We start from the raw sequence: 22,220 nt of genomic DNA, 5'->3' as shown, positions 1-22,220 counted from the left end.
CACCGTGCTGCTCGCCATCGACGTCGGCAACACCAACATCGTGCTCGGCCTGTACGACGGGGTCGGCGACGATGCACCGCTCGTGCGGGACTACCGCATGCGCACCGACGCCCGCATGACCGCCGACGAGCTCGCGCTGACCATGCGCGGCCTGCTCGGCGAGTACGCCGACAAGATCACCGGCATCTCCGCGCTGTCCACCGTGCCCGCCGTGCTGCGCGAGCTGCGGGTGATGCTCGGCCGTTACTACGACGCGGTGCCGAAGATCCTGGTGGAGCCGGGCGTGAAGACCGGCGTGCCGCTGCTCGTCGACAACCCGAAGGAGGTGGGCTCGGACCGCGTGATCAACACGCTGGCCGCACACCACCTGTACTCGACCTCGTGCGTGGTGGTCGACTTCGGCACGTCCACGAACCTCGACGTGATCTCGTCGCGCGGCGAGTTCCTCGGCGGCGCGCTGGCGCCGGGCATCGAGATCTCGGTCGACGCGCTCGCCGCCCGCGCCGCCCAGCTGCGCAAGGTGGAGCTGGTCCGGCCGCGCAACGTCATCGGCAAGAACACCGTGGAGTGCCTGCAGTCCGGCATCGTCTACGGGTTCGTCGGCCAGGTGGACGGGCTGGCGCGCCGGATCGCCGAGGAGCTCCAGCAGACCGATCCGGGGCCGGTCACGGTGATCGCCACCGGTGGCCTCGCCCCGCTCGTCGTCTCGGAGTCCTCGACGATCGCGCACCACGTGCCCGACCTGACGCTCCTGGGCCTGCGGCTCGTGTTCGAGCGCAACATGCCTAGTCGTTAGCGCGAACCACCCGGAAGACCTCTGCGCGCAAGGGGACGTCGAACGGACCGTTCGACGTCTCCGGGCGTGAGCGGAGGAACGCGAGCATCTTCTCGTTGATCGCGCCACGCTCCTCGTCGTCGACGACGAGCATCCGTGAGTGCGTGTTGACCGTGGCGACGAGCTCTTCCGGTGACTCCCTGCGCTGCGCGTGCGGGAACGTCTTCCACTCGACTTCGCGGAACGCCGCGTGCGTCATGACGCCCGTCGGGTCCTGCTTCTGGGACTCGACGCTGCCGGTCGACACCCGCTCCAGCTCGGCCAGCCACTCGACGTCCGGGTCCGGCAGGATCCACATCGCCGCCAGCACGCCGCCCGGCCGCAGCACGCGGGCGATCTCCGGCAGCGCCTTCTCCTGGTCGAACCAGTGGAACGCGGTGCCGACGAACACGGCGTCGACCGACTCGTCGCGTACGGGGATGTGCTCGGCGTGACCGGGTAGCGCGCGCACGTCGTGAACACGGCGCACCAGTTCGGAGAGCATCTGCTCGTTGGGCTCCACAGCCGTCACGTGGTGGCCCTCGGCGACCAGGCCGGCAGTCAGCTTGCCGGTGCCCGCGGCGAGGTCCAGCACTTCTAACCGCTCCGCCGTGCCCAGAGGCTCCAGTGCCCACCGGATCGCCGCCACGGGATAGTCAGGCCGGTGTTCGGCGTAAGCGTGGGCCTGCGCGCCGAACGAGTCCGCTCGCCTCGCGTGTAGATCCATCACCCCAACCTAGTTCGTGCACCGCTGCCCAGATTGGTCTGGTGGGGGTAACGGGTATCCGGTTCGCTTTGCCGCCACGCCCTTCCGTACCCTTCTCGGCGTGAGTGAGCAGCCGAAGCAAAACCCTGTGACCAGCGAAGAGGACTTGCCGGAGCAGATGCGCGTGCGCCGGGAGAAGCGTGCGCGGCTGCTCGCTTCAGGTAAGGAGCCGTATCCCGTCGAAGTGGGGCGCACGCACACGTTGCGCGAGATTCGCGACGCGCACCCCGAACTCGAACCCGACACGCAGACCGGCGAGATCGTCGGAGTGACCGGCCGGGTCATGTTCCTGCGCAACACCGGAAAGCTGTGCTTCGCGACGTTGCGCGAAGGTGACGGCACCGAACTGCAGGCGATGCTGAGCCTTGCCGGAGTCGGCGAGGAAGCCCTTTCCGAGTGGAAGACCGACGTCGACCTCGGTGACCACGTTTTCGTCCACGGTGAGGTCATCAGCTCGCGCCGCGGCGAGCTTTCCGTGATGGCGGACGCGTGGCAGCTGACGTCGAAGTCGCTGCGCCCGTTGCCGGTCGCGCACAAGGAACTCGGCGAGGAAACGCGTATTCGCCAGCGATACGTCGACCTGATCCTGCGTCCGCAGGCGCGCGACACCGTTCGGACCCGTGCAAACGTCGTTCGTTCACTGCGCGACTCGTTCCACCGGCGCGGTTTCGTCGAAGTCGAGACGCCGATGTTGCAGTCGTTGCAGGGTGGTGCCTCGGCGCGTCCGTTCGTCACGCACTCGAACGCGCTCGACATCGACCTGTTCCTGCGCATCGCGCCGGAGCTGTACTTGAAGCGGTGTGTCGTCGGTGGCATCGAGAAGGTCTTCGAGATCAACCGCAACTTCCGCAACGAGGGTGTGGACTCGTCGCATTCGCCCGAGTTTTCGATGCTGGAGTACTACGAGGCGTACGCCACGTACGACACGAACGCCGTACTCACCCGTGAGCTGATCCAGGAAGCCGCGGAAGCGGTGACGGGTTCGCAGATCGTGACGCTGGCGGACGGCTCGGAGTACGACCTGTCGGGTGAATGGCGCACGATCAGCATCTACGAGTCGTTGTCCGAGGCGGTCGGTGAGGAAATCACCCCCGAGACGCCCGCCGAGGTGCTTCGCAAGCTTTGTGACCGGCACGAACTCGAGGTCAACCCGAAGTTCGGGCACGGCAAGCTGGTCGAGGAGCTGTGGGAGCACCTGGTGTGCGACTCGCTCTACCTGCCGACCTTCGTGCGCGACTACCCGGTGGAGACGTCGCCGCTGACCAGGCAGCACCGCAGCAAGCCGGGTGTCGCTGAAAAGTGGGATCTGTACGTCCGCGGATTCGAACTCGGTACCGGTTACTCCGAACTGGTGGACCCGGTCATCGAGCGGGAACGCCTGGAAGCACAGGCCCGTCTTGGTGCCGCCGGCGACCACGAGGCCATGCCGATCGATGAAGACTTTCTGCGATCACTGGAGTACGGAATGCCACCGAGTGGTGGTGTCGGAATGGGTATCGATCGGCTGCTGATGGCCCTCACCGGTCTGGGTATCCGGGAGACCATCTTGTTCCCGCTCGTTCGCCCTGAATGAGTAACTTTCCGGATGTCGATAGGTGCAATGGGGCACCTGTGCGCTAACCTGCGTCGCGAGAGGCATTAGTTGGCGTGCGGGTGACCGCGCATTCGGGGTTCCAGGAGGATACGCATGGCGCAGAAGGTCACGGTGACCCTCGTCGACGACCTGGACGGCTCCACTGCGGAGGAGACCGTCGAGTTCGGACTGGACGGTGTCAGCTACACGATCGACCTTTCCTCCGGCAATGCGGGCAAACTGCGTGACGCCTTGGCCGGTTTCGTGGGAGGTGCACGTCGTGCAGGCGGTCGCAAGCGCACTGGTCCCGGTCGTCCGGCCGGGGTGAAGGCGCGCCCGGCTTCAGCAGATCGTGAGCAGAACCAGGCCATTCGCGAGTGGGCCCGCAAGCAGGGCATGAAGGTGTCGGACCGCGGCCGCATCCCGGCCGAGGTGCTCGACGCCTACCACCAGCAGGGCTGAAATTCGCAAAACCACGAAGGGGTTCCGGGATGATTCCCGGAGCCCCTTCGTGCTATTTGGGTGACTGATCAACTACGGACTGACCCGATCTCGAACCCGGAAGGCTGACCGGTGCTGCCCAAACGAGATCACCGGTGTCTTGCTTCTGACTTTTTAGTTGACCCCACAACGGGTTTGCCAAATATTGCGCCCTGATCTTCTGGGTCCGTTCTTCGGATCCGGCCGCCTCGACATGAAGATCGGCACGCTGCGGGTGGGGCGCCGCGGATGTGATCAGAACCAATGACCGTCTCATCAGGACCCGCCGTACGTTCGGTTAGGCTTGCCTGTCCTATCAGGAGCCGAGGAGGGTGGGCCTTGGGGCGTCGGTCGTTCGGCCTGCTCTTCCTGCTGATCGTGTTGGTCGCCGTGGCACTGGCGAGCATCGCGATCGGCTCGAAGGAGATCCCGCTGTCAGGTGTGTGGCACGGCCTCTTCACACCGACGGGCGTCGAGGACGACGTGGTCGTCCGCGAGCTCCGGATCCCGCGGACGTTGATCGGTATCGCGGTGGGCATCGCGCTCGGCGTCGGTGGCGCCCTGATGCAGGGCCACACGCGCAACCCGCTGGCAGACCCAGGCATCCTCGGCGTCACGCACGGCGCCGCGCTGGCCGTGGTGCTGTCGATCTTCCTGCTCGGCGTCGACTCGCTGTACGGCTACATCTGGTTCGCCTTCGCCGGCGCGATGATCGCGAGCATCGCGGTGTTCCTGCTCGGGTCGGCCGGCAGAGGTGGTCCGTCGCCCGTGACGCTGGCGCTGGCCGGTGCCGCGGTCTCCGCGCTGATGAACGGCCTGGTGTCCGCGATCGTGCTGCTCGACCAGCAGTCGCTCGACGCGTTCCGGTTCTGGCAGGTCGGCGCCATCGCGGGCCGCGACCTGACGGTGCTGACCCAGGTGCTGCCGTTCCTCGTGGCCGGCCTGGTGCTGGCGGCGCTCAACGCGCCGGGGCTCAACGCGTTGTCGCTGGGCGAGGACGTGGCTCGCTCGCTCGGCGTGCGGGTCGGCACGACCCGATCGCTCGGCATCCTGGCGATCACGCTGCTGGTGGGCGGGGCAGTCGCGGCGTGCGGGCCCATCGGGTTCATCGGACTGGTGGTGCCGCACGTGGCGCGCGCGTTCACCGGGCCGGACTACCGGTGGTTGCTGCCGTTCTCCGCGCTCGTCGGCGCGATCCTGATCCTGATCGCCGACATCCTCGGCCGGGTGGTGGCGCGTCCGTCGGAGGTGGAGGTCGGCGTGATGATCGCGCTGTTCGGCGCCCCGTTCTTCATCTTCCTGGTGCGGCGCAAGAAGCTGGTGAAGATTTGACCGCCCTCAGGCTGGGAGCCACCTCGTTCAAGCTGCGCCGCCGGCCGTTGCTGGTGGTGGCGCTCTCGCTGGTCCTGCTGGCGGCGCTGCTGGTCGCCGACATCATGATCGGCGACTTCCCGCTGACGCTGTCCCAGGTCGTCGACACGCTGCTGGGCGGTGGCACGCGGCGCGACCAGTTCGTGGTCGTGGAGCTGCGGCTGCCGCGAGCGCTGACGGGCCTGCTGGTCGGTGGCGCGCTCGGGCTGTCCGGGGCGATCTTCCAGGCGATCGTCCGCAACCCGCTGGCCTCGCCGGACATCCTGGGCGTGACCTGGGGAGCGGGTGCCGGCGCGGTCTCCGTGATCACCTTCGCCGGGTCGCTGGGCGTGGTGACCGGCAGCGCGGCCAGCATCGGCGTCCCGCTCGCCGGGCTCGCCGGCGGCCTGGTCGCGGGCCTGCTGGTCTACGCGCTGGCGTGGCGGCAAGGCATCGAGGGCTTCCGGATGGTGCTGGTCGGCATCGGCATCACCGCGGTGGCCGGCAACTTCACGCACTACCTGCTGACCGTCGGCGACGTGCAGGACGCGGGCCGGGCGATGGTGTGGATCACCGGCTCGCTCAACGGCCGCGGCTGGGAGCACGTCGTGCCCGTGGCGCTGGCCCTGGTCGTGCTGGTCCCGGTGGCGCTCATCGGCGGTCACGTGCTGGGTGCGTTGCAGTTCGACGACCAGACCTCGCGCGGCCTGGGCATCCGGGTCAACGTCGCGCGGTCGTTCCTGATCATCGTGGCGATCGTGCTGGCGTCCGTGGCCACCGCCGCGGCCGGCCCGATCGCGTTCGTCGCACTCGCCACGCCGCAGATCGCGCTGAGGCTGGCGGGGACCGCGCAGCCGCCGCTCTTCGGCTCCGTCGTCATCGGTGGCGCGCTCGTCATGATGTCGGACCTGGTCGCGCGGACGATCTACCGCACCGAGCTGCCGGTCGGTGTCATCACCGCCGTGCTGGGTGCGCCCTACCTGATGTTCCTGCTGGTTCGGAGTCGCCGGGAGGCGCGGGTATGAGTGTGCGTCTTGAGGCATCGTCGCTGTCGGTCGGCTACGGGGAGCGGCTGGTCGTCGACACGCTGGACCTGTCGATCGCCGGCGGGACCGTGACCGCGGTGATCGGGCCGAACGGGTGCGGCAAGTCCACGTTGCTCAAGGCCCTCGGCCGGCTGCTGCCCGCCCGCTCCGGCGCGGTGCTGCTGGACGGCAAGCAGATCGACCGCATGCCCACCAAGGACGTGGCGCGCGTGCTGGGCCTGCTGCCTCAGGCGCCGTCCGCGCCAGAGGGTCTGACGGTGGCCGATCTCGTCGCGCGCGGCCGGCACCCGCACCAGACCTGGTACCGGCAGTGGTCGTCGGACGACGCGGCCGCCGTGGACGCCGCGCTGGAGATGACCGGGATCCTGGACCTGGCCGAGCGCACCGTGGACGAGCTGTCCGGCGGTCAGCGGCAGCGGGCGTGGATCTCGATGGCGCTGGCCCAGGGCACCGATCTGCTGCTGCTGGACGAGCCCACGACCTATCTGGACCTCGCGCACCAGATCGACGTGCTGGACCTCGTGCAGGAGCTGCACGCCACGATGGGCCGCACGATCGTCATGGTGCTGCACGACCTGAACCTGGCCGCCCGGTACGCCGACACGATCGTGGCCATGCGGGACGGCCGGATCGTGTCGCAGGGCACGCCTACCGAGGTGCTGACCGAGCAGATGCTGCTGGACGTGTTCGGGCTGGACGCGCGTGTGGTCGAGGACCCGGTCTCGGGCACGCCGTTGGTGGTGCCGGTCGGATCGCGGCACCGGCTGCCGTAGGGAGTCTTAGGTGCAGGTGCGGGGGCAGGCCGTGCACGGCTCCGCGTTCGGGAGCACGTAGTGGAAGCAGCAGCTGTTCCGCTTGCGCTTCCAGCCGTCGTCGGTGAGGCGCAGCGTCGAGGCCGAGACGAACGGCTCGAGCTTCTCCGGCAGGATCAGCGCCGCGTCGGTCACGCCGGAGGCCTCGTCGCCGAACATCCGGCCGGCGGCCCAGGCGCCGTACTCCAGCATGTCGGTCGCCGCGGCCCAGAGCTGGCGGCGGCCGAAGCGCACCACCTGCCCGAACGAGGCCACGAACTGCGCGGCGTGGGCGGCGTAGCGGGCGCGCAGGACGGCGGCCAGCGCGGCTTCGTTCGCCACGACGGTGGCGGCGGGGTGGTTCGAGGCCGGGTCGTCCGGCAGGCAGACGAACTCGTCGCTCAGAACAGCGAAGCCGTCCGGATGCGGACGGCCGTCGGTCGCGAGGCGCAGCGCCAGGTCGGCGGGTTTCAGCGTCGGCACGCGGCGGGCGGTGTGGAAGAGCAGGCCCGCGAGGTAGCCGGGGACGTGCAGGTACCAGCCCATGATGTAGCCGGCGGTCGCGCGGTCGTCGGACTCGCCGTACTGCTCGACCATCCACTCGGCGAGGTCTTTGCGCCACAGGTCGAAGCGCGCGGGCTCGGCCAGCAGGTCCGAGCAGATCTCCCAGTCGGGGGACGGCACGCCGAACCTGATCTCGGTGCCGACCTCCAGGCGGGCGATGGACTCGGCCAGTGGCGTGAGCGCACGCGGGTTCTTCTGTGAGACCCTCGCAGGTACGGTCAACGCGCAAGTCCTATCTCATCAATGAGGCTTGCCTAACCTTACCCAAGATCGCCCTTCTCGCACCCCTTCTGGTGGTCCCGGTCACAACAGTGTCGCTCAACGGTCGCTTGTTCGCGCTCAGCGGACATCGCCCGATCTGTGGAATCCGTTGCTCCCGACCTGCGTTGATGCCGATGTCAATGTTCACCGGACGCGGCTGTCCGCTGACGGGAACCACAGGCCTCGGAACCGCCCACTACAGTGGAGCCACGGTGCCGCGCTCACCAGGGTAGATCGGTGGAGCCGAGGACCGCCGACGCAGCAGTCAGGGAGTGCGAATGTTCGAAAGGTTCACCGACCGCGCGAGGCGGGTGGTTGTCCTTGCCCAAGAAGAGGCACGGATGCTCAACCACAACTACATCGGCACCGAGCACATCCTCCTGGGTCTGATCCACGAGGGTGAAGGTGTCGCCGCCAAGGCGCTCGAGTCGTTGGGGATCGCGCTGGAAGGCGTGCGCCAGCAGGTCGAGGAGATCATCGGCCAGGGCCAACAGGCTCCGAGCGGGCACATCCCCTTCACCCCCCGCGCCAAGAAGGTCCTGGAGCTGTCACTGCGCGAAGCGCTGCAGCTCGGCCACAACTACATCGGCACCGAGCACATCCTGCTCGGCTTGATCCGCGAGGGCGAGGGCGTTGCTGCGCAGGTCCTCGTCAAGCTCGGCGCCGACCTGAACAGGGTGCGGCAGCAGGTGCTGCAGCTGCTGTCCGGTTACTCGACGGAGAAGGGCGCGTCGGAGTCGACCGGTCGTGGCGAGGGCACGCCGTCCTCCTCCTTGGTGCTCGACCAGTTCGGGCGCAACCTCACGGCCTCTGCCCGTGAAGGCAAGCTCGACCCGGTGATCGGGCGCGCCAAGGAGATCGAGCGGGTCATGCAGGTGCTGTCCCGCCGCACCAAGAACAACCCGGTCCTCATCGGTGAACCCGGCGTCGGCAAGACCGCCGTCGTCGAGGGCCTGGCGCAGATGGTCGTCAAGGGCGAGGTGCCCGAGACGCTCAAGGACAAGCAGCTCTACACGCTCGACCTCGGCTCGCTGGTCGCGGGCTCGCGGTACCGCGGTGACTTCGAAGAGCGCCTGAAGAAGGTCCTCAAGGAGATCCGCACGCGCGGCGACATCATCCTGTTCATCGACGAGATCCACACGCTCGTCGGTGCGGGTGCCGCCGAAGGCGCGATCGACGCGGCCTCGATCCTGAAGCCGATGCTCGCCCGCGGTGAGCTGCAGACGATCGGTGCCACCACCCTCGACGAGTACCGCAAGCACGTCGAGAAGGACCCCGCGCTGGAGCGCCGCTTCCAGCCGATCCAGGTGGGCGAGCCGTCGCTCGAGCACACCATCGAGATCCTCAAGGGCCTGCGCGACCGGTACGAGGCGCACCACCGCGTCTCGATCACCGACTCCGCGCTGGTCGCCGCCGCCACGCTGGCCGACCGGTACATCAACGACCGGTTCCTGCCGGACAAGGCGATCGACCTCATCGACGAGGCGGGCGCGCGCATGCGCATCCGCCGGATGACCGCGCCGCCGGACCTGCGCGAGTTCGACGAGAAGATCGCGGACGTGCGTCGCGACAAGGAGTCCGCGATCGACGCGCAGGACTTCGAGCGCGCGGCGAAGCTCCGTGACGCGGAGAAGACGCTGCTGGGCCAGAAGGCCGAGCGGGAGAAGCAGTGGAAGGACGGTGACCTGGACGTCGTCGCGGAGGTAGACGACGAGCAGATCGCCGAGGTCCTCGCCAACTGGACCGGTATCCCGGTGTTCAAGCTCACCGAGGAGGAGACCACGCGTCTGCTCCGCATGGAGGACGAGCTGCACAAGCGGATCATCGGCCAGGTCGACGCGGTCAAGGCCGTGTCGCAGGCGATCCGCCGCACCCGCGCCGGCCTGAAGGACCCGAAGCGCCCCTCCGGCTCGTTCATCTTCGCCGGCCCGTCCGGTGTCGGTAAGACGGAGCTCTCGAAGGCGCTGGCGAACTTCCTGTTCGGCGAGGACGACGCGCTCATCCAGATCGACATGGGCGAGTTCCACGACCGGTACACCGCGTCGCGGCTCTTCGGTGCCCCTCCCGGTTACGTCGGCTACGAAGAGGGCGGCCAGCTCACCGAAAAGGTGCGCCGCAAGCCGTTCTCCGTGGTGCTGTTCGACGAGATCGAGAAGGCCCACCAGGAGGTCTACAACACGCTGCTCCAGGTGCTGGAAGACGGCCGCCTGACCGACGGTCAGGGCCGGACGGTGGACTTCAAGAACACCGTCATCATCTTCACGTCGAACCTGGGCACGTCGGACATCAGCAAGGCCGTCGGCCTCGGCTTCACCTCGGGTCAGGACACCGCGTCCAACTACGAGCGCATGAAGAACAAGGTCAACGACGAGCTGAAGAAGCACTTCCGGCCCGAGTTCCTCAACCGCATCGACGACATCATCGTCTTCCACCAGCTGACTCAGGACGAGATCATCAAGATGGTGGACCTGATGATCGCCCGCGTCGAGACGCAGTTGAAGAACAAGGACATGGCGATCGAGCTGACCGATCGCGCCAAGTCCCTCCTCGCGAAGCGCGGCTTCGACCCGGTGCTGGGCGCCCGCCCGCTGCGCCGGACGATCCAGCGCGAGATCGAGGACACCCTGTCGGAGAAGATCCTGTTCGGCGAGATCCAGCCGGGCCAGATCATCATCACCGACGTCGAGGGCTGGGACGGCGAGTCCGACCAGCACGACAAGGCCAAGTTCGTGTTCCGCGGCGAGGCCAAGCCGAACCGCGTGCCGGACTCCCCGCCGGTCGACCTCGCAGCCCCGGTGACCCCGGAGCCGCAGGACGCCCCGGTGACCGAGGCCGAGTGAGCTAGCTGTTTCCGAGAACGGCCCCCAGGCTTTCCTGGGGGCCGTTCTCGTGCGGGAGGGGCACATGGTCATCTTCGTGATCGTCATCGCCACCGTCGTCATCGTGGCGTACGTGCTGCGCACCCGAGCGCTGTCGGCTAGACGCTCGAAGGTGGTGGCCGAACAGATTCCCGCCCTGACCGCACTGGCCGAAAGCCTCGACGGCGAGGTGATCGGCCCCGACGGCGCGAGCCCGTGGTCACCGAAGCTTCAGCGGGCTGCACACCAGCCCGGCGCGACCCTCGGTTTCCGGCGAGGCCCATGGCACGTCCGGGTCACCGAGGCTTCCCAAGTAACCGATCCGGTGCTCAGCGACAGCGGCCAGATCTGGTTCGAGCACTGGATCGAGGTCGCCACGGTTCTCCTGCCTCAGCGCAGGATCCCGCTGGAGTTCTTCACGCTCTACTTCGAGGACGGGTTCGTTCACACGGAGTGCCAAGGAAAGATCCAGCCGGACGAGCTCGTGTTCCTGGTCGACATGATCGTGGAGACGCTCGAGCTCATGCCCGGCGTGGAGCCGAGGAACCCAGCCACGACGGCGTGACGCGGATCGCGTCACTCGGCCCGATCGATTCGCCCGTTTCGCCGCGAAGCGCACCCGTGCCTGCCACCATGGCTCCCGCTCACGTGATCTTGCGTGAGCGAGTGTCCCGGAGGAGGTCCTTGTGCCATCGGCCGCGTTCGAGCAGTTGGTCGCTCAGTTCGAGCGGTTCCAGTCGCAGATGCAGCGCGTTGACCAGCAGTTCGCCAACGTCGGCGAGATGCAGCAACAGCTGACCGAGCTGGAAGCCGTTGCCACAACGGCAGATCGCGCCGTGACAGTGGTGGCAGGGCCGTCCGGCTCCATCAAGGCCATCCGGCTGACCGACCTGGCCATGCGCAGACCGCCGCACGCACTGGCCGCCGAGCTGATGACCACGCTCCAGCAGGCGGTCGCCGAGGCCGCTCGCCGTCAGGCAGGCATTGTCGAGGGTGCGATCGGCGACGACATGAAGCTCTCCGACCAGGTGCTGGAGACCCAGGCGCAGCTCTTCGGAATGTCCAAAGAAGACCTCCGCGCCACGGCCGCCGGCGATGGCACCGCACCACCGCCTGTCACCCACCAGCAGCCGCCGCGCCCGCAGATGCCACCCGCACCGCCGGCGCCGCCCGCGTCGCAGCCGGGCCAGGTTCGGCAGCCTCCACCCGTCCGCAGGCCCGCGCCTGAGCCGCCGCAGGACGACTTCGCCGACCAGAACATCATGCGCGGCAACTCGTGGAACGACAGGTCGCCGCAGCCGCCCGCCGCTCCGTCCAAACAGGACGGGAAGTTCCTGAACCTCTACGACGACGAGGATGGCCGATGAGCGGCGGGTTCAGCGTCAATCCGGAGGAGCTCAAGGACTTCGCGGGCAAGCTCGACGGACACCGCAGTTCGGCGAGCAGGATCGCCGAACTGGTCGCCATGGCCGATGTCGGCGACAAGTCCTGGGGCCTGGTCGGACTGTTCGTCAAGGAGCAGTACACGCAGATGCTGGGCGACCTGAAGGACACGATGCAGGCCATGCAGGACGGACTGCAGTCCGGTTCGGACAAGTTCCGCGACACCGCGGAGGGTTACGCACAGCAGGAAGAGGCTCTGAAGCAGATCCTCGACGGTATCCAGGTCGAGCGGAGTTAGCGCGGTCGTGGCAGAAGACGGTTTCGACGTTCCCGGCCTGTCCGGAGAAGACAACCAGGTCAAGATCGGCGAGAAGACCACCGGTGAGAAGGCGGTCGAGGCGGCGCCGTTCTACGGCAGCTTCAAGAAGGCCTTGGAGGCTGCGGGAAACACCGGAGACACCGGCGGCATCGCCGCACTGGCGTCCGAAGGCAGCGCGCTGGTCAGCTCGTTCAGCGAGGCCGGTCAGATCGCGGTGGACCCGATCGGCTGGCTGGTCAACCAGGGGCTGGGCTTTCTGATCAGCATCTGCGAGCCGTTGGAAGACGCGATCCACTTCGTCAGCGGTGACGGCCCCGCGCTCCAGCAGGCCGGGGAGAACTTCAGCAAGCTCGCCGAAGGCCTCACCAAGCTGCAGGAAGGGTTCAACGAGGACCTGTCGAGCTCGGTGCAGAGCTGGGGCGGCGAGACGGCGGACGTGGCCGCCACGAAACTCGGCGAGTTCTCCAGCGGCATCGACGGTGTGATCGGTCAGGCCGGCGAGCTCTCCGAGCTGCTGCTCATGTCCTCGATGATCATGCAGGTCATCGAGGACCTCATCAAGGCGATCCTGACCGAGCTCATCATCTGGCTCGTCATGATCTGGATCCCCGCCCTTGCGGCCGCCGTGCCGAGCTTCGGGTCATCGACCGCTGCGGCGGGTGCGGCGACCGGTGTGCGTGTCGCGTCCACCGCAAGCCGGGTGTCGCGCATCGTCGCGAGGCTCAAAGCGTTCCTGAGCAAGATCATGCAGTTCCTGCGCAACCTGATGAGCCGCACCAAGAACGTGGGCTCCGCCATGAAGAAGGCCATGGCGGACAAGAAGGCCAACGTGTCGGTGGCGGACGACCTTCTGAAGAAGAAGGAGAACCAAGGTCTGTTCAAGAGCTGGGTCGCCAAGAAGGACGGTTCGCAGGGCATCGTCGGCGAGCGGATGAACCAGGGCTTCTGGAGGTCGATGGGCGAGGCCGTCGGGGTCGAGGCGTCCGCGCAACTCGACGGTCGCAACGAGAAGGGGCTGCGGAACACGTCCCTCCAGCAGCAGGCCGACGAGGCGCGTGAGACCGGAACCGACTACTCGAAGCATCAAATCAAGGGATACCTGGACATCTGATCATGGACATCACGAAGAAGGCTTTGCTGGACTTCCTGCTCAGTCCAACCTTTCTGGCCATGGCCATCGGCGGCATCGTGTTCCTCATCGTGCGGCGCTGGTGGCACTTCCGCACCCACCGGAACGCGCGGGACGAGCAGATCGCCGCGTTGAGCCCGCTGGCGGCCAGGCTAGGCGGGACGGTGATCAGCCCGGAGCAGGGCGACACCGCGGCGTGGTCAGCCGGCGTCCTGGGGCCGGTGGCGGAGCACGTCAAAGGCCTCTACGCGACGTGGCTGCGGCGGTCGAAGCCGCAGTGGGACCTCGCCATGGACTTCCAGCGGGGCGACTGGCACGTCCGGGTAACCGAGGCGGCGGTGCGGGTGTCGGCGTACACCGGCTACGGCGTGCGCTGGGAGCAGGAGCACCGGATCGAGGTGGCCACCGCGCGCATGGCGCCGCTGCGGATGGTCCGGCCGGACAAGTACACCTCCAACGGGCAGCCCCTTTCGCCCGCGGACTTCGAGTCCCAATGGACCAGCTGGCTGAGTGAGTCACCATCGACGGCGCAGAACCATCACGCCGAGTGGCAGCGCGTGCAGCTCCCGCCGCCGATGGACCAGGAGTTCTTCGCCTGGGGCAGCGATCCGGCGGCGGTGATCAGGGATCTGAACTTCGACGCACTGCTCTGGCTGATCGACCACGAGAAGCACCTGCCGCTTCAGGCGCATTCGATGCGGCTGACGTTCGAGGCGGGGGTCGTGTACATCGTGATGGACCACCACATCGACCAGAGCAGCCTGATGGCCGTGGTCGACATGATGGTCGGGTTGCTCGATCGCATGCCCGGTGCGCGGCCGCGGCACCCCGCTGCGGCGCTCTGAGCAGTCGGCCGGGATAGCCGCGGCGCTGCGTCAGCGTGGCGTCACGGCGAACCCGGCCAGCACGATCTCCTCCAGGTCGGGGTCGTCTTCCTCGTAGACACCCTCGTAGTTGAAGCCGAACAACGAGCGCAACGCCGCCTCCGCCAGGGTGAGCGGGTGGAACCGGAACGGGTACTCCTCGTTCTCGTCGAGCAACTCGAGGAACTCCGGATCGCCGGCCAGGTACTTCTCCTCGAACGGCAGGGGAGTGCCGATGTCCTCGATCACGCCGCTGTCGGGCGAGAGGCTGAACGACCGCCGCACGGACCCGTCCGGCGACCAGATCGCGTAGGCGAAGAAGTCGACGACGCTGTGCATGGCGTGCAGGTAGAGGGTGCGGCCGGCTGCCTCCGTCAGAAACGGCGGGGCCAGGTCGGTGGGTGTGTCGTTCGCGGCGTCCCAGGTGCAGACGATCGACAGGCCCGGGAAGCACGCCGCGTAGACGGTGTCCTCGGGTGGGTTGGCGTGCTCGAAGAGAGTGCCGTCGGCGAGCGGGCTGATCTCGTGTGACGGGTAGAGCCGTTCGACCAACGCGCGGGTGGCCTCGCGGTCGATCTTCGGATTGCTCCGCAGAACCTTGCTGACGTCGTCGGATGCGTAGAAGAGCATCCAGTCCTTGGCACCCATGAATCCCCCGTGTCGTCGTCTGCGCTCAGCATGGCGGAGGGGTCTGACAATTCTCGGCGGGCAACGGAAGCCCGTGGCCAACCGTCCTTTGGCTGTGCACACCACACCGGAGACTGACGAGCAGTCAGGCAGGCTGCACGACGTGGTCACCACCGAGGTCAAGGCACCGCGGAACGGATTCGCCACGTTTCTGCTGGTCATCTGCGCGATCGCGCTCGTCGCGGCCGCGCTGGTCAGACTGCTCGGCATCGACGGCACCAGGTACATGGTCGCCACGACGTCGCTGACCCCGTACATCGCGGTCCTCGGGCTGCTCATCGGGCTGGGGGCGTTGCTTCGCAAGCGGTGGGTCGTCGGGCTGACGATGACGCTCGTGGCGGTCGTGCTCGTGGCGAACGTCGTGCCTCGGGCGTTTCCCGACTCGCGGCCCAACGGGGTGGGGCAGCCGGTGCGGTTGATGACCGTGAACCTGCTCACCGGTATCGCGGACGCGCGGTTCATCGTGCAGGAGGTCAGGAAGCGCAACGTCGACATCCTGACCATGCAGGAGCTGACTCCGGAGATGGTGCGGGACCTCGAACAGGCCGGGCTGAACCAGGTGCTGCCGAACAAGGTCTTCCTCGACGAGCCGGGTGGGTCGGGGTCGGGGATCGCGTCGCGGTTCCCGCTCACGGCGCGCCAGCTCGCGCCGCCTGGCACGTTGCAGCAGGCCGGGGCGATGGTCGACCTGCCGGGCAAGGACATCGAGGTCGTGTCGGTGCACCCGTTGCCGCCGGTCGTCTACGCGGGGCCGCAGGCCTGGCAACGTGAGCTCGCCGGGTTGCCCAGCCCGGACTCGACCGGTGCGATCAGGGTGCTCGCCGGCGACTTCAACGCGACGCTCGACCACGTCGGCATGACGCGGCTGCTCAACAAGGGGTACGTGGACGCTGCCGACCAGGTCGGCAAGGGGCTGATCCACACCTGGCCCAGCAACAGCGGGGTCTGGCCGCCGCCGGTCACGATCGACCACGTGCTCGTGGACGCGAAGTGCCCGGTGGACACGGTGGACGTGTTCGACGTGCCCGGCAGCGATCACCGGGCCGTCGTCACGCAGTTCGTCGTGCCAAGGCTGTGAGGGCTTCCAGCGCGCCAAGTGGCAGTGAGACGCCCCGGCCGTGCCGGACCGCCGGCTCGCGCGGGTTGATCCTGATCAACGCACCGTTGGCGGCGCTGGCCAGTTCGGCCTGACGCCGCACGGTCGGTACCGCGGTGCCGGCGCCGATCTCGATCACGACCAGCTGTCGCTGCGAACGTCGCCACTCGGTCAGCGAGTCGAGCTGCTGCTGGCTGCGGTGCGGCACCCAGCCCCAGTCGCCGAACATCAGGATGTTGGGCCGGGCCAGACCGCCGCAGGTGGGACACGACGGCAGCGGGCCGACCGCACGCATCGACTCGGGGTCGACGGAGACCTCGAACGAGCACTCCCAGATGTCGTCGGTGCACGGTTCCACGCACTGGACGTGGTGGATCGAACCGTGGACCTCGGCGACGTCCGCGAAGCCCGCCTTCTGGAACTGGCCGTCCACATTGGACGTGAAGGCGCGGGCACCCCACGAGCGCAGGATCGCGAAACCCTCGTGCGGCACGGTCGCGCGGTAGAGCGCGAGGCGGTGGCCGTAGAAACCCCACGCCAGCGTGGGATCGTCGGCGAAGTGCACCGGGTCGGCGATCTCCTCGAACTTCAGCCCGAGCCGTTCGTACGGCGGGTACGCCCGCCAGAAGCCCTCGGTGCCGCGGAAGTCCGGCAGCCCGGAGTCGACGCCGAGGCCGGCACCGGCGCAGACGAGAACGGCGTCCGCGCCGGTGATCAGCTCTGCGGCCTGGTCAAGAGCGAGGTCGTGCGCTGTCACTGCTTGGGCTTGCTCCCCAGCACGACCTCGAACTCCAGCAGGTCGGCACCGGACGACACGGGACGTGCGCGCTCACCGGAGTGCGCGGCCTGACCGGCCTGGCCGTCCCGCCACGCGACGAAGTCCGCGTCCGTCTCCCAGTGCGTCACGACGAAGTAGCGGTCCTCGCCCGCGACGGGGCGCAGGAGCTCGAAGCCGAGGAAGCCGGGCTGGTTGTCGACCGCGCCGAGGCGAGCGGCGAACCGCTTCTCCAGCTCGGGGCCGTTGCCCTCGGGGACCTTGATCGCATTGATCTTCACGACTGCCATGAGACCCACATTAGCGCCGTGCCCCGAATCCTTGGCGATCTCTTTCACGCTCAGCGGGGCGCCTCGCGGCACCGCCCCCGCGCCCCCATTCGTCCAGTATGAGGACGCGGGGGGCGGCACCACGAGGCACCCGCCTGACCGCGAAAGAGATCGGCAAGCCTTCGGGCCACGACGCTAGCGGCGGACACCGGCAGGCAGCAGGTACTGATCTTCGGGAATGCCCGATCCGCGGAACCACGCCTGGAAGAACCCGTCGAGAGGCTGCCCGGACGCCGCCTTGAAGTGCTCCTCGAACTCCGGCCAGGCCGCGTTGCCGTCGCGGTGCTTGGCCGTCCACGACCGCAGGGCCTTGAAGAAGACGTCGTCGCCGACCTGCTTGCGCAGGGCGTGCATGGCCATGATGCCCTTGTCGTAGACGCCCCGGAACTCGTTGCCCTTGCCCATGTCGTAGAGCTTCGGCGCCCAGAACGACGCGCGGGTGCGCAGTTCCTGGACCCGGCCGCGGTAGCGCTCGTCGAGGTCCTCGCCGCCCTGCTCGATCCACAGCCACTGGGCGTAGGACGCCAGGCACTCGTTCAGGCAGATGTCCGCCCAGCTCCGCAACGTGACCGAGTCGCCGAACCACTGGTGGGCGTTCTCGTGCACGAGCGTCTCCAGGTCCGCCCACGACGCGTAGATCGGGCGGGTCTGGGTCTCCAGTGAGAAACCGATCTGGTCGGCCACCCAGATGCTGCCTGCGGCGCGCTGCGGGTACGGGCCGAACTTCGTCTCCAGGAGCGCCAGGACCTCGGGCATCCTGGCCTGGACCGGCTTCTTCGACGTGGACGTGCCCGGTGCGTACGCGTCGAGCACCGGCGTGCCGTTCGGGAGCGTTGAGCGCACCACCTCGAACTTGTCGATCGCCACGGTGGCCAGGTAGGTCGCCATCGGGGTTTCGTCCGACCAGTTGAACGTCGTCCAGCCGCCGTCTCGCGTCACCGGGCCTTCGAGGCCGTTCGACACGGCCGTCCAGCCGTCCGGGACGCGGGCCGCGAGCTTCAGCGCTGCCTTGTCGCGCGGTGTGTCGTTGGCCGGGAACCAGGTTGTCGCGGAGTGCGGCTGGCCTGCGGCGAACGCGCCGCCGGTGGACGAGACCTGCCAGCCGCTGCGGCCTAGCGAGGCGTCGTCGACCGTGGACGGCTCGCCGCCGTAGGTGACGACCGCGGTGAACGGCTTGCCTTTCGCGAGCGGCGCGGACGGCGTGATCACCAGTTCGTGGTCGCCCTCCAGCGCGAACTTCGCCGGTTGGCCGCCGACCTTCACCGCGCTGACCTCCAGGCCCTCCAGGTCGAGGTTGAAGCGGGACAGGTCTTCCACGGCGTTCGCGTTGATCGTCGCGACGCCGTCCAGCCGCTTCGAGGCCGGGTCGTAGGTGATCGCGAGGTCGTAGAGCGTGACGTCGTAACCGCTGTTGCCGTCCGTGGGGTAGTAGGCGTCGCCCGCGCCCGCACCGGCCTCCACCGCGGCCTGCGGTGATGTCTCCTGACGCGCCTGCTGCGCGGGGTCGCCGCCCGGCGTGCGGAACACGACGAGCAGACCTGCGACGAGCACGATCAACACCAGGGCGATCAGGTACGGACGGGCCTTCATGGGTTAATCATCCCTGTGTCGGTGGTGGAGTTCGGCGGAACGGGGCAAGGGGTACTGCTCCTGCACGGCCTGATGAGCAGGGCGACTGCCTGGTGGCCGGTCGCGCAGTGGCTGCAGCCCTTCGGCCGTGTCGTCGGTGTCGACGCACGCGGGCACGGCCGTAACCCGCAGCGGGGACCGTTTCGCACCGAGGACTTCGTCGCCGACGCCGCGAAGGCCATCGAGGACCTCGGCCTCGGGCCCGCTGTCGTGATCGGGCACTCCATGGGCGGGCTGCACGCGTGGTGTCTCGCGGCGACCCGTCCGGACCTGGTCCGCGCGATTGTGGTCGAGGACTTCGCCCCGGACAACAGGGGCAGGACGATCGACGAGTGGAAGTGGCTCTTCGACGCCTGGCCGGTGCCGTTCCGGTCGGTCGCGCACGTGATCTCGTACTTCGGTGCGCCGGTCTTCGCCGAGTACTTCGAGGAACGTGCGGACGGCTGGCACCTGATCGCGGACATCGAGGATCTGTACGAGATCGCGGCCGAGTGGGGCACGCGGGCGTACTGGGACTTCATCGACGCCGTCGAGTGCCCGTCACTGGTCATCGAGGCAGGTCAGGGTGGGCAGCGGCCGGACCAGATGGAAGAGGCCGCGCGGCGCGCGAAAGGGCAGTACCTGCACGTGCCGGAGGCCGGCCACGTCGTGCACGCCAGCGCGCCGTGGGTCTACCGGGGTGCGGTGGAGGCCTTCTTGAGCACGTCGATCTCGCCGGTCTGAGTGTCCACGACCGACACCTCGCGGACCTTCGCGCGGATCGGCTCCACCGGGAAGATCTTGGCGAACGCCGACCTGGTCGCCTCGTCGTCGAGGCCCTGGACGAGCGTGCAGTGCGGGATCCAGTTGCCGGGCAGGTAGTAGGCGCTCGGGTTCTTGACCTTGCTCGCGAGCACGTCGTGGATCGCCGAGTGGACGGCCAGCAGTTCGGTGTCGACGACCGCGGCGAGCATCAGCACGTTGTCGGTGGTGGAGAACGTCCCGAGCGTGTGCAGCCACAGATCCGGCATCCACAGCCGGTCCAGGTCCTCCCGCAGCTCCTTGCGCACCTTGGGACCGATCGTGCTCGCGGCGGCGTAGGTCAGGTGAGGTGCGTAGGATTGTTCAACACCCAGATTGTTCAACAATCCTACGATTCTACGTTCTGCGGCGGCGTCGAAGAACGCGACGAGGGCGTGCATCAGGTTGTCCCCTTGTGGGATTGTTGAACGATCGGCGTGTTGGATTGTTCAACGATCCCCTCGCCGGGCAGGTGGAAGAGGCCGTCGTAGGATTGTTCAACAAGTCCATCGTTCAACAAGGACACAAGGCACTTCTCGCGCTGCGTCACGTCGTGCCAGACGATGTCGAGCTGCAGCTTCGGCACCGGGCCGGGCGCCCCACGCAGCACGTCGAGCAGCTTGCCGCGCACCTGCCGGTCGGTGCCCGCGAACTGCTGCACCTTCTTCGCCGGTCCGGCGTAGGCGGGCCGGCCGGCCAGCTGCCACGCGCACTCGGTGAAGAGCGGGCAGTCCGCGCACTTCTGGTTCTTGGCCGTGCAGATCAACGCGCCGAGCTCCATCAGCGCCGCCGAGAACACCGCGGCGTCGTCCTGCGACTCCGGCAGGATCGCCTCGACGTCCCGGAGATCGCGCTTGGTCGACGGCGGACCAGCGTCACCGGCACCGTGCACAGCGCGTGCAACGACGCGGCGGACGTTCGTGTCGACGACCGCGCACTTCTGCCCATACGCGAACGTCGCCACCGCACGCGCCGTGTAGCTGCCGATGCCGGGCAACGACTCCAGCGTCTCGATGTCCGACGGCACCACGTCGCCGTGGTCGCGCGCGATGGCCGTGGCGGCCTCGTGCAGCCTCATGGCGCGGCGGGGGTAGCCGAGCTTGCCCCACATCCGCAGCACCTCACCCTGCGACGACGCGGCCATCGCGGAAGGCACCGGCCAGCGCGCCAGCCACTCGTGCCAGATCGGTTCGACGCGGGCCACCGGCGTCTGCTGCAGCATGATCTCGCTGACCAGCACGCCCCAGGCGGTGCAGTCGGGACGGCGCCACGGCAGGTCGCGGGCGGCAGTGTCCCACCAGCCCAGAAGCAACTCGTGATTCATCGCTGCCATTGTCGCGCAACGAAAAGGCCCCCCGAAGGGGGGCCCTTCGCAAAGAACTTCAGGCTGCCGCGGCGTCGGCGGCATCGACCTCGCGCAGCTCACCGGTGTGCACGTCGTAGACGAACCCGCGGATCTTGTCCGTGTGCGGGATGAACGCGCTGTGGCGCAGGCGGGCCATCGAGCCGCGCACGCTCTGCTCGACCACCTTGAACGCCTCGACGGCCCAGGTCGGGCGCAGGCCGGTGTCGGCCTCCAGCTCGTCCTTGAAGTCGTCCTCGGTCACCATCTCGAGGCCGCAGTTCGTGTGGTGCACGAGCAGCACCTCCCGCGTGCCCAGCTTGCGCTGGCTGAGCGCGAGCGACCGGATGGCGTCGTCGGTGACGACACCTCCGGCGTTGCGCAGCACGTGTGCCTCGCCCTGCTTCAACCCGAAGATCTCGAAAACGCGGATGCGCGAGTCCATACAGGTCAGGATGGCGACCTGCAGGGACGGCTTCGCGGAAGACCTGTCTCCCGGAATGACGTTGCCGAGTTCGTAGTTGCGCTTGAGCAGTTCGTCGATCGCGGTCATGACACCTCCATGGCCTACCGGCGGACCCCACGTCGATTGGAACCGGAGTTAGCGCACGTTCACAAGGGGTTTCCGCTCAATATCACGTTCACCAGATCGAGCGATGCTCGCCTACCGCTGGATTCCACCTGGTCGAGCTACGTTCGGGCCGTGATCGAGCCCACAGGACCGCTGTCGTCTTCGGTGTACTGGCGCCGTCGGATCGCCGCGATCGGGGCAGCGCTGGTCACACTGGTGCTCCTGATCTGGATCATCGGCCTGTTCTCCTCCGGCGGCGACGAGACTCCCCAGCCGACGAACGCGGCCGCGGCGTCGTCCTCCAACCCGCCGCCCACCGCGCCCGAGTCGGCGTCCGCGTCGTCCTCGACGACGGCGCCGCCCTCACCCACGGCGACCGAGCCGCCGGGACCGCCGCCTCCGCCGCCCGGTCCGCCGCAGCCCTGCGCCGACGACGCGATCACGGTGGCGGCCAAGGCGAACAAGCCCTTCTACACGATCGGCGACCAGCCGGAACTGTCGATGGACGTGGCCAACAACGGCCCGGTGCCGTGCATCAAGGACATCGGCAGGCAGCACCGGGAGCTCATCGTGCTCACCGCGGACGGCCAGACCCAGCTGTGGTCCAGCAACCACTGCCTGTCCACGGCAGGGGCCGAGGTGCGGGTGATGGCGCCGAAAGAGGTCTTCAACTACGGCACGAAGTGGGCGGGGTCGACCTCGAAGCCGGGGTGCGGAGCGCACACGCGGGTCGGGCCCGGCGACTACCTGCTGGTGGCGAAGCTGGCCGGGAAGGCCAGCTCACCCGTCGTGTTCAGGCTGGAGTGGTAGGACC

Annotated in this window: 24 protein-coding genes; 15 read left to right on the top strand and 9 right to left on the bottom strand. The window is 68.0% G+C overall.

Annotated features, from left to right (window positions below):
- Positions 1 to 4 precede the first annotated feature (4 nt).
- Positions 5 to 796 carry a type III pantothenate kinase gene (locus ACIA8G_RS41120; RefSeq protein WP_396424221.1) on the top strand — a complete coding sequence of 264 codons (792 nt, stop codon included), beginning with the start codon at positions 5 to 7 and terminating at the stop codon, positions 794 to 796.
- Here ACIA8G_RS41120 and ACIA8G_RS41115 read toward each other — a convergent pair.
- Complete coding sequence (locus ACIA8G_RS41115) at positions 786 to 1,541, bottom strand: class I SAM-dependent methyltransferase (RefSeq protein ID WP_396424220.1); 756 nt, start codon at positions 1,539 to 1,541, stop codon at positions 786 to 788. The two genes, ACIA8G_RS41120 and ACIA8G_RS41115, sit on opposite strands and share 11 nt — an antisense overlap.
- A gap of 157 nt (positions 1,542 to 1,698) precedes the next feature.
- Between ACIA8G_RS41115 and lysS the strand changes: the two genes are divergently transcribed.
- The 5 genes from lysS (at position 1,699) to ACIA8G_RS41090 (ending at position 6,802) form a co-directional block, all read left to right on the top strand.
- Positions 1,699 to 3,153 (top strand): lysine--tRNA ligase, encoded by a 1,455-nt coding sequence (gene lysS / locus ACIA8G_RS41110; protein ID WP_396424242.1) that lies wholly within the window; start codon positions 1,699 to 1,701, stop codon positions 3,151 to 3,153.
- Positions 3,154 to 3,267: 114 nt separating this feature from the next.
- On the top strand, positions 3,268 to 3,615 hold the full coding sequence (locus ACIA8G_RS41105; RefSeq protein WP_396424219.1) for an Lsr2 family protein: 348 nt from the start codon (positions 3,268 to 3,270) through the stop codon (positions 3,613 to 3,615).
- A 357-nt stretch (positions 3,616 to 3,972) separates the two neighbouring features.
- Positions 3,973 to 4,965 carry a FecCD family ABC transporter permease gene (locus ACIA8G_RS41100; RefSeq protein WP_396424218.1) on the top strand — a complete coding sequence of 331 codons (993 nt, stop codon included), beginning with the start codon at positions 3,973 to 3,975 and terminating at the stop codon, positions 4,963 to 4,965.
- Complete coding sequence (locus tag ACIA8G_RS41095; protein ID WP_396424217.1) at positions 4,962 to 6,008, top strand: FecCD family ABC transporter permease; 1,047 nt, start codon at positions 4,962 to 4,964, stop codon at positions 6,006 to 6,008. The genes ACIA8G_RS41100 and ACIA8G_RS41095 overlap by 4 nt, the downstream gene beginning before the upstream one ends.
- On the top strand, positions 6,005 to 6,802 hold the full coding sequence (locus tag ACIA8G_RS41090) for an ABC transporter ATP-binding protein (RefSeq protein WP_396424216.1): 798 nt from the start codon (positions 6,005 to 6,007) through the stop codon (positions 6,800 to 6,802). Before ACIA8G_RS41095 ends, ACIA8G_RS41090 begins: the two co-directional genes overlap by 4 nt.
- Before the next feature lie 6 nt (positions 6,803 to 6,808).
- Here the strand turns inward: ACIA8G_RS41090 and ACIA8G_RS41085 are convergent, their stop codons facing one another.
- Positions 6,809 to 7,606, bottom strand: coding sequence for a (2Fe-2S)-binding protein (locus ACIA8G_RS41085; protein ID WP_396424215.1), 798 nt, complete (start codon positions 7,604 to 7,606; stop codon positions 6,809 to 6,811).
- A gap of 317 nt (positions 7,607 to 7,923) precedes the next feature.
- Between ACIA8G_RS41085 and ACIA8G_RS41080 the strand changes: the two genes are divergently transcribed.
- The 6 genes from ACIA8G_RS41080 to ACIA8G_RS41055 all read left to right on the top strand — a co-directional run bounded on the left by ACIA8G_RS41080 (position 7,924) and on the right by ACIA8G_RS41055 (position 14,179).
- Positions 7,924 to 10,485: an ATP-dependent Clp protease ATP-binding subunit gene (locus ACIA8G_RS41080; RefSeq protein WP_396424214.1), complete on the top strand. Its 2,562-nt coding sequence runs from the start codon at positions 7,924 to 7,926 to the stop codon at positions 10,483 to 10,485.
- Between the two features lie 64 nt (positions 10,486 to 10,549).
- Positions 10,550 to 11,068 (top strand): hypothetical protein, encoded by a 519-nt coding sequence (locus tag ACIA8G_RS41075; protein WP_396424213.1) that lies wholly within the window; start codon positions 10,550 to 10,552, stop codon positions 11,066 to 11,068.
- Between the two features lie 121 nt (positions 11,069 to 11,189).
- The gene (locus ACIA8G_RS41070) at positions 11,190 to 11,870 is read left to right on the top strand and encodes a YbaB/EbfC family nucleoid-associated protein (protein ID WP_396424212.1); all 681 of its coding nucleotides are present in this window, start codon (positions 11,190 to 11,192) and stop codon (positions 11,868 to 11,870) included.
- A complete protein-coding gene (locus ACIA8G_RS41065; protein WP_396424211.1) occupies positions 11,867 to 12,184 on the top strand; it encodes a WXG100 family type VII secretion target in 318 nt (105 codons plus the stop codon). The genes ACIA8G_RS41070 and ACIA8G_RS41065 overlap by 4 nt, the downstream gene beginning before the upstream one ends.
- Before the next feature lie 7 nt (positions 12,185 to 12,191).
- Complete coding sequence (locus ACIA8G_RS41060) at positions 12,192 to 13,316, top strand: hypothetical protein (protein ID WP_396424210.1); 1,125 nt, start codon at positions 12,192 to 12,194, stop codon at positions 13,314 to 13,316.
- Between the two features lie 2 nt (positions 13,317 to 13,318).
- Positions 13,319 to 14,179 (top strand): hypothetical protein, encoded by an 861-nt coding sequence (locus ACIA8G_RS41055; RefSeq protein WP_396424209.1) that lies wholly within the window; start codon positions 13,319 to 13,321, stop codon positions 14,177 to 14,179.
- A gap of 30 nt (positions 14,180 to 14,209) precedes the next feature.
- On the opposite strand, the gene ACIA8G_RS41050 is transcribed toward ACIA8G_RS41055, so the two are convergent.
- On the bottom strand, positions 14,210 to 14,845 hold the full coding sequence (locus ACIA8G_RS41050) for a DUF6928 family protein (RefSeq protein WP_396424208.1): 636 nt from the start codon (positions 14,843 to 14,845) through the stop codon (positions 14,210 to 14,212).
- A 142-nt stretch (positions 14,846 to 14,987) separates the two neighbouring features.
- On the opposite strand from ACIA8G_RS41050, the gene ACIA8G_RS41045 reads away from it, so the two are divergent.
- On the top strand, positions 14,988 to 15,962 hold the full coding sequence (locus ACIA8G_RS41045; RefSeq protein WP_396424207.1) for an endonuclease/exonuclease/phosphatase family protein: 975 nt from the start codon (positions 14,988 to 14,990) through the stop codon (positions 15,960 to 15,962).
- On the opposite strand, the gene ACIA8G_RS41040 is transcribed toward ACIA8G_RS41045, so the two are convergent.
- The 3 genes from ACIA8G_RS41040 to ACIA8G_RS41030 form a co-directional block, all read right to left on the bottom strand.
- Positions 15,934 to 16,737, bottom strand: a complete 804-nt coding sequence (locus tag ACIA8G_RS41040; protein ID WP_396424206.1) for an SIR2 family NAD-dependent protein deacylase — start codon at positions 16,735 to 16,737, stop codon at positions 15,934 to 15,936. The genes ACIA8G_RS41045 and ACIA8G_RS41040 overlap by 29 nt on opposite strands.
- The gene (locus tag ACIA8G_RS41035) at positions 16,734 to 17,045 is read right to left on the bottom strand and encodes an antibiotic biosynthesis monooxygenase family protein (protein ID WP_396424205.1); all 312 of its coding nucleotides are present in this window, start codon (positions 17,043 to 17,045) and stop codon (positions 16,734 to 16,736) included. The genes ACIA8G_RS41040 and ACIA8G_RS41035 overlap by 4 nt, the downstream gene beginning before the upstream one ends.
- 174 nt (positions 17,046 to 17,219) lie before the next feature.
- The gene (locus ACIA8G_RS41030; protein WP_396424204.1) at positions 17,220 to 18,674 is read right to left on the bottom strand and encodes a M1 family metallopeptidase; all 1,455 of its coding nucleotides are present in this window, start codon (positions 18,672 to 18,674) and stop codon (positions 17,220 to 17,222) included.
- Between the two features lie 15 nt (positions 18,675 to 18,689).
- Between ACIA8G_RS41030 and ACIA8G_RS41025 the strand changes: the two genes are divergently transcribed.
- Positions 18,690 to 19,436, top strand: coding sequence for an alpha/beta fold hydrolase (locus ACIA8G_RS41025; protein WP_396424203.1), 747 nt, complete (start codon positions 18,690 to 18,692; stop codon positions 19,434 to 19,436).
- Here the strand turns inward: ACIA8G_RS41025 and ACIA8G_RS41020 are convergent.
- Genes ACIA8G_RS41020 through ACIA8G_RS41010 form a run of 3 tightly spaced genes read right to left on the bottom strand, consistent with a single transcriptional unit; the run spans position 19,385 to position 21,388 of the window.
- Positions 19,385 to 19,840, bottom strand: coding sequence for a 2'-5' RNA ligase family protein (locus ACIA8G_RS41020; RefSeq protein ID WP_396424202.1), 456 nt, complete (start codon positions 19,838 to 19,840; stop codon positions 19,385 to 19,387). The genes ACIA8G_RS41025 and ACIA8G_RS41020 overlap by 52 nt on opposite strands.
- A 53-nt stretch (positions 19,841 to 19,893) precedes the next feature.
- Positions 19,894 to 20,817 carry an A/G-specific adenine glycosylase gene (locus ACIA8G_RS41015; protein ID WP_396424201.1) on the bottom strand — a complete coding sequence of 308 codons (924 nt, stop codon included), beginning with the start codon at positions 20,815 to 20,817 and terminating at the stop codon, positions 19,894 to 19,896.
- Positions 20,818 to 20,875: 58 nt separating this feature from the next.
- Positions 20,876 to 21,388, bottom strand: a complete 513-nt coding sequence (locus tag ACIA8G_RS41010; RefSeq protein ID WP_396424200.1) for a beta-class carbonic anhydrase — start codon at positions 21,386 to 21,388, stop codon at positions 20,876 to 20,878.
- Between the two features lie 150 nt (positions 21,389 to 21,538).
- Here ACIA8G_RS41010 and ACIA8G_RS41005 point away from each other — a divergent pair, with 150 nt between their 5' ends.
- Complete coding sequence (locus ACIA8G_RS41005) at positions 21,539 to 22,216, top strand: hypothetical protein (RefSeq protein ID WP_396424198.1); 678 nt, start codon at positions 21,539 to 21,541, stop codon at positions 22,214 to 22,216.
- The last annotated feature ends 4 nt before the right edge of the window (positions 22,217 to 22,220 follow it).

Origin of the sequence: Lentzea sp. NPDC051213, from assembly GCF_044455585.1 — a bacterium.
Taxonomy (GTDB): Bacteria; Actinomycetota; Actinomycetes; order Mycobacteriales; family Pseudonocardiaceae; genus Lentzea.
The sequence above is the reverse complement of the archived record's forward strand: the minus strand, read 5'-3'. Positions and strand labels throughout refer to the sequence as shown.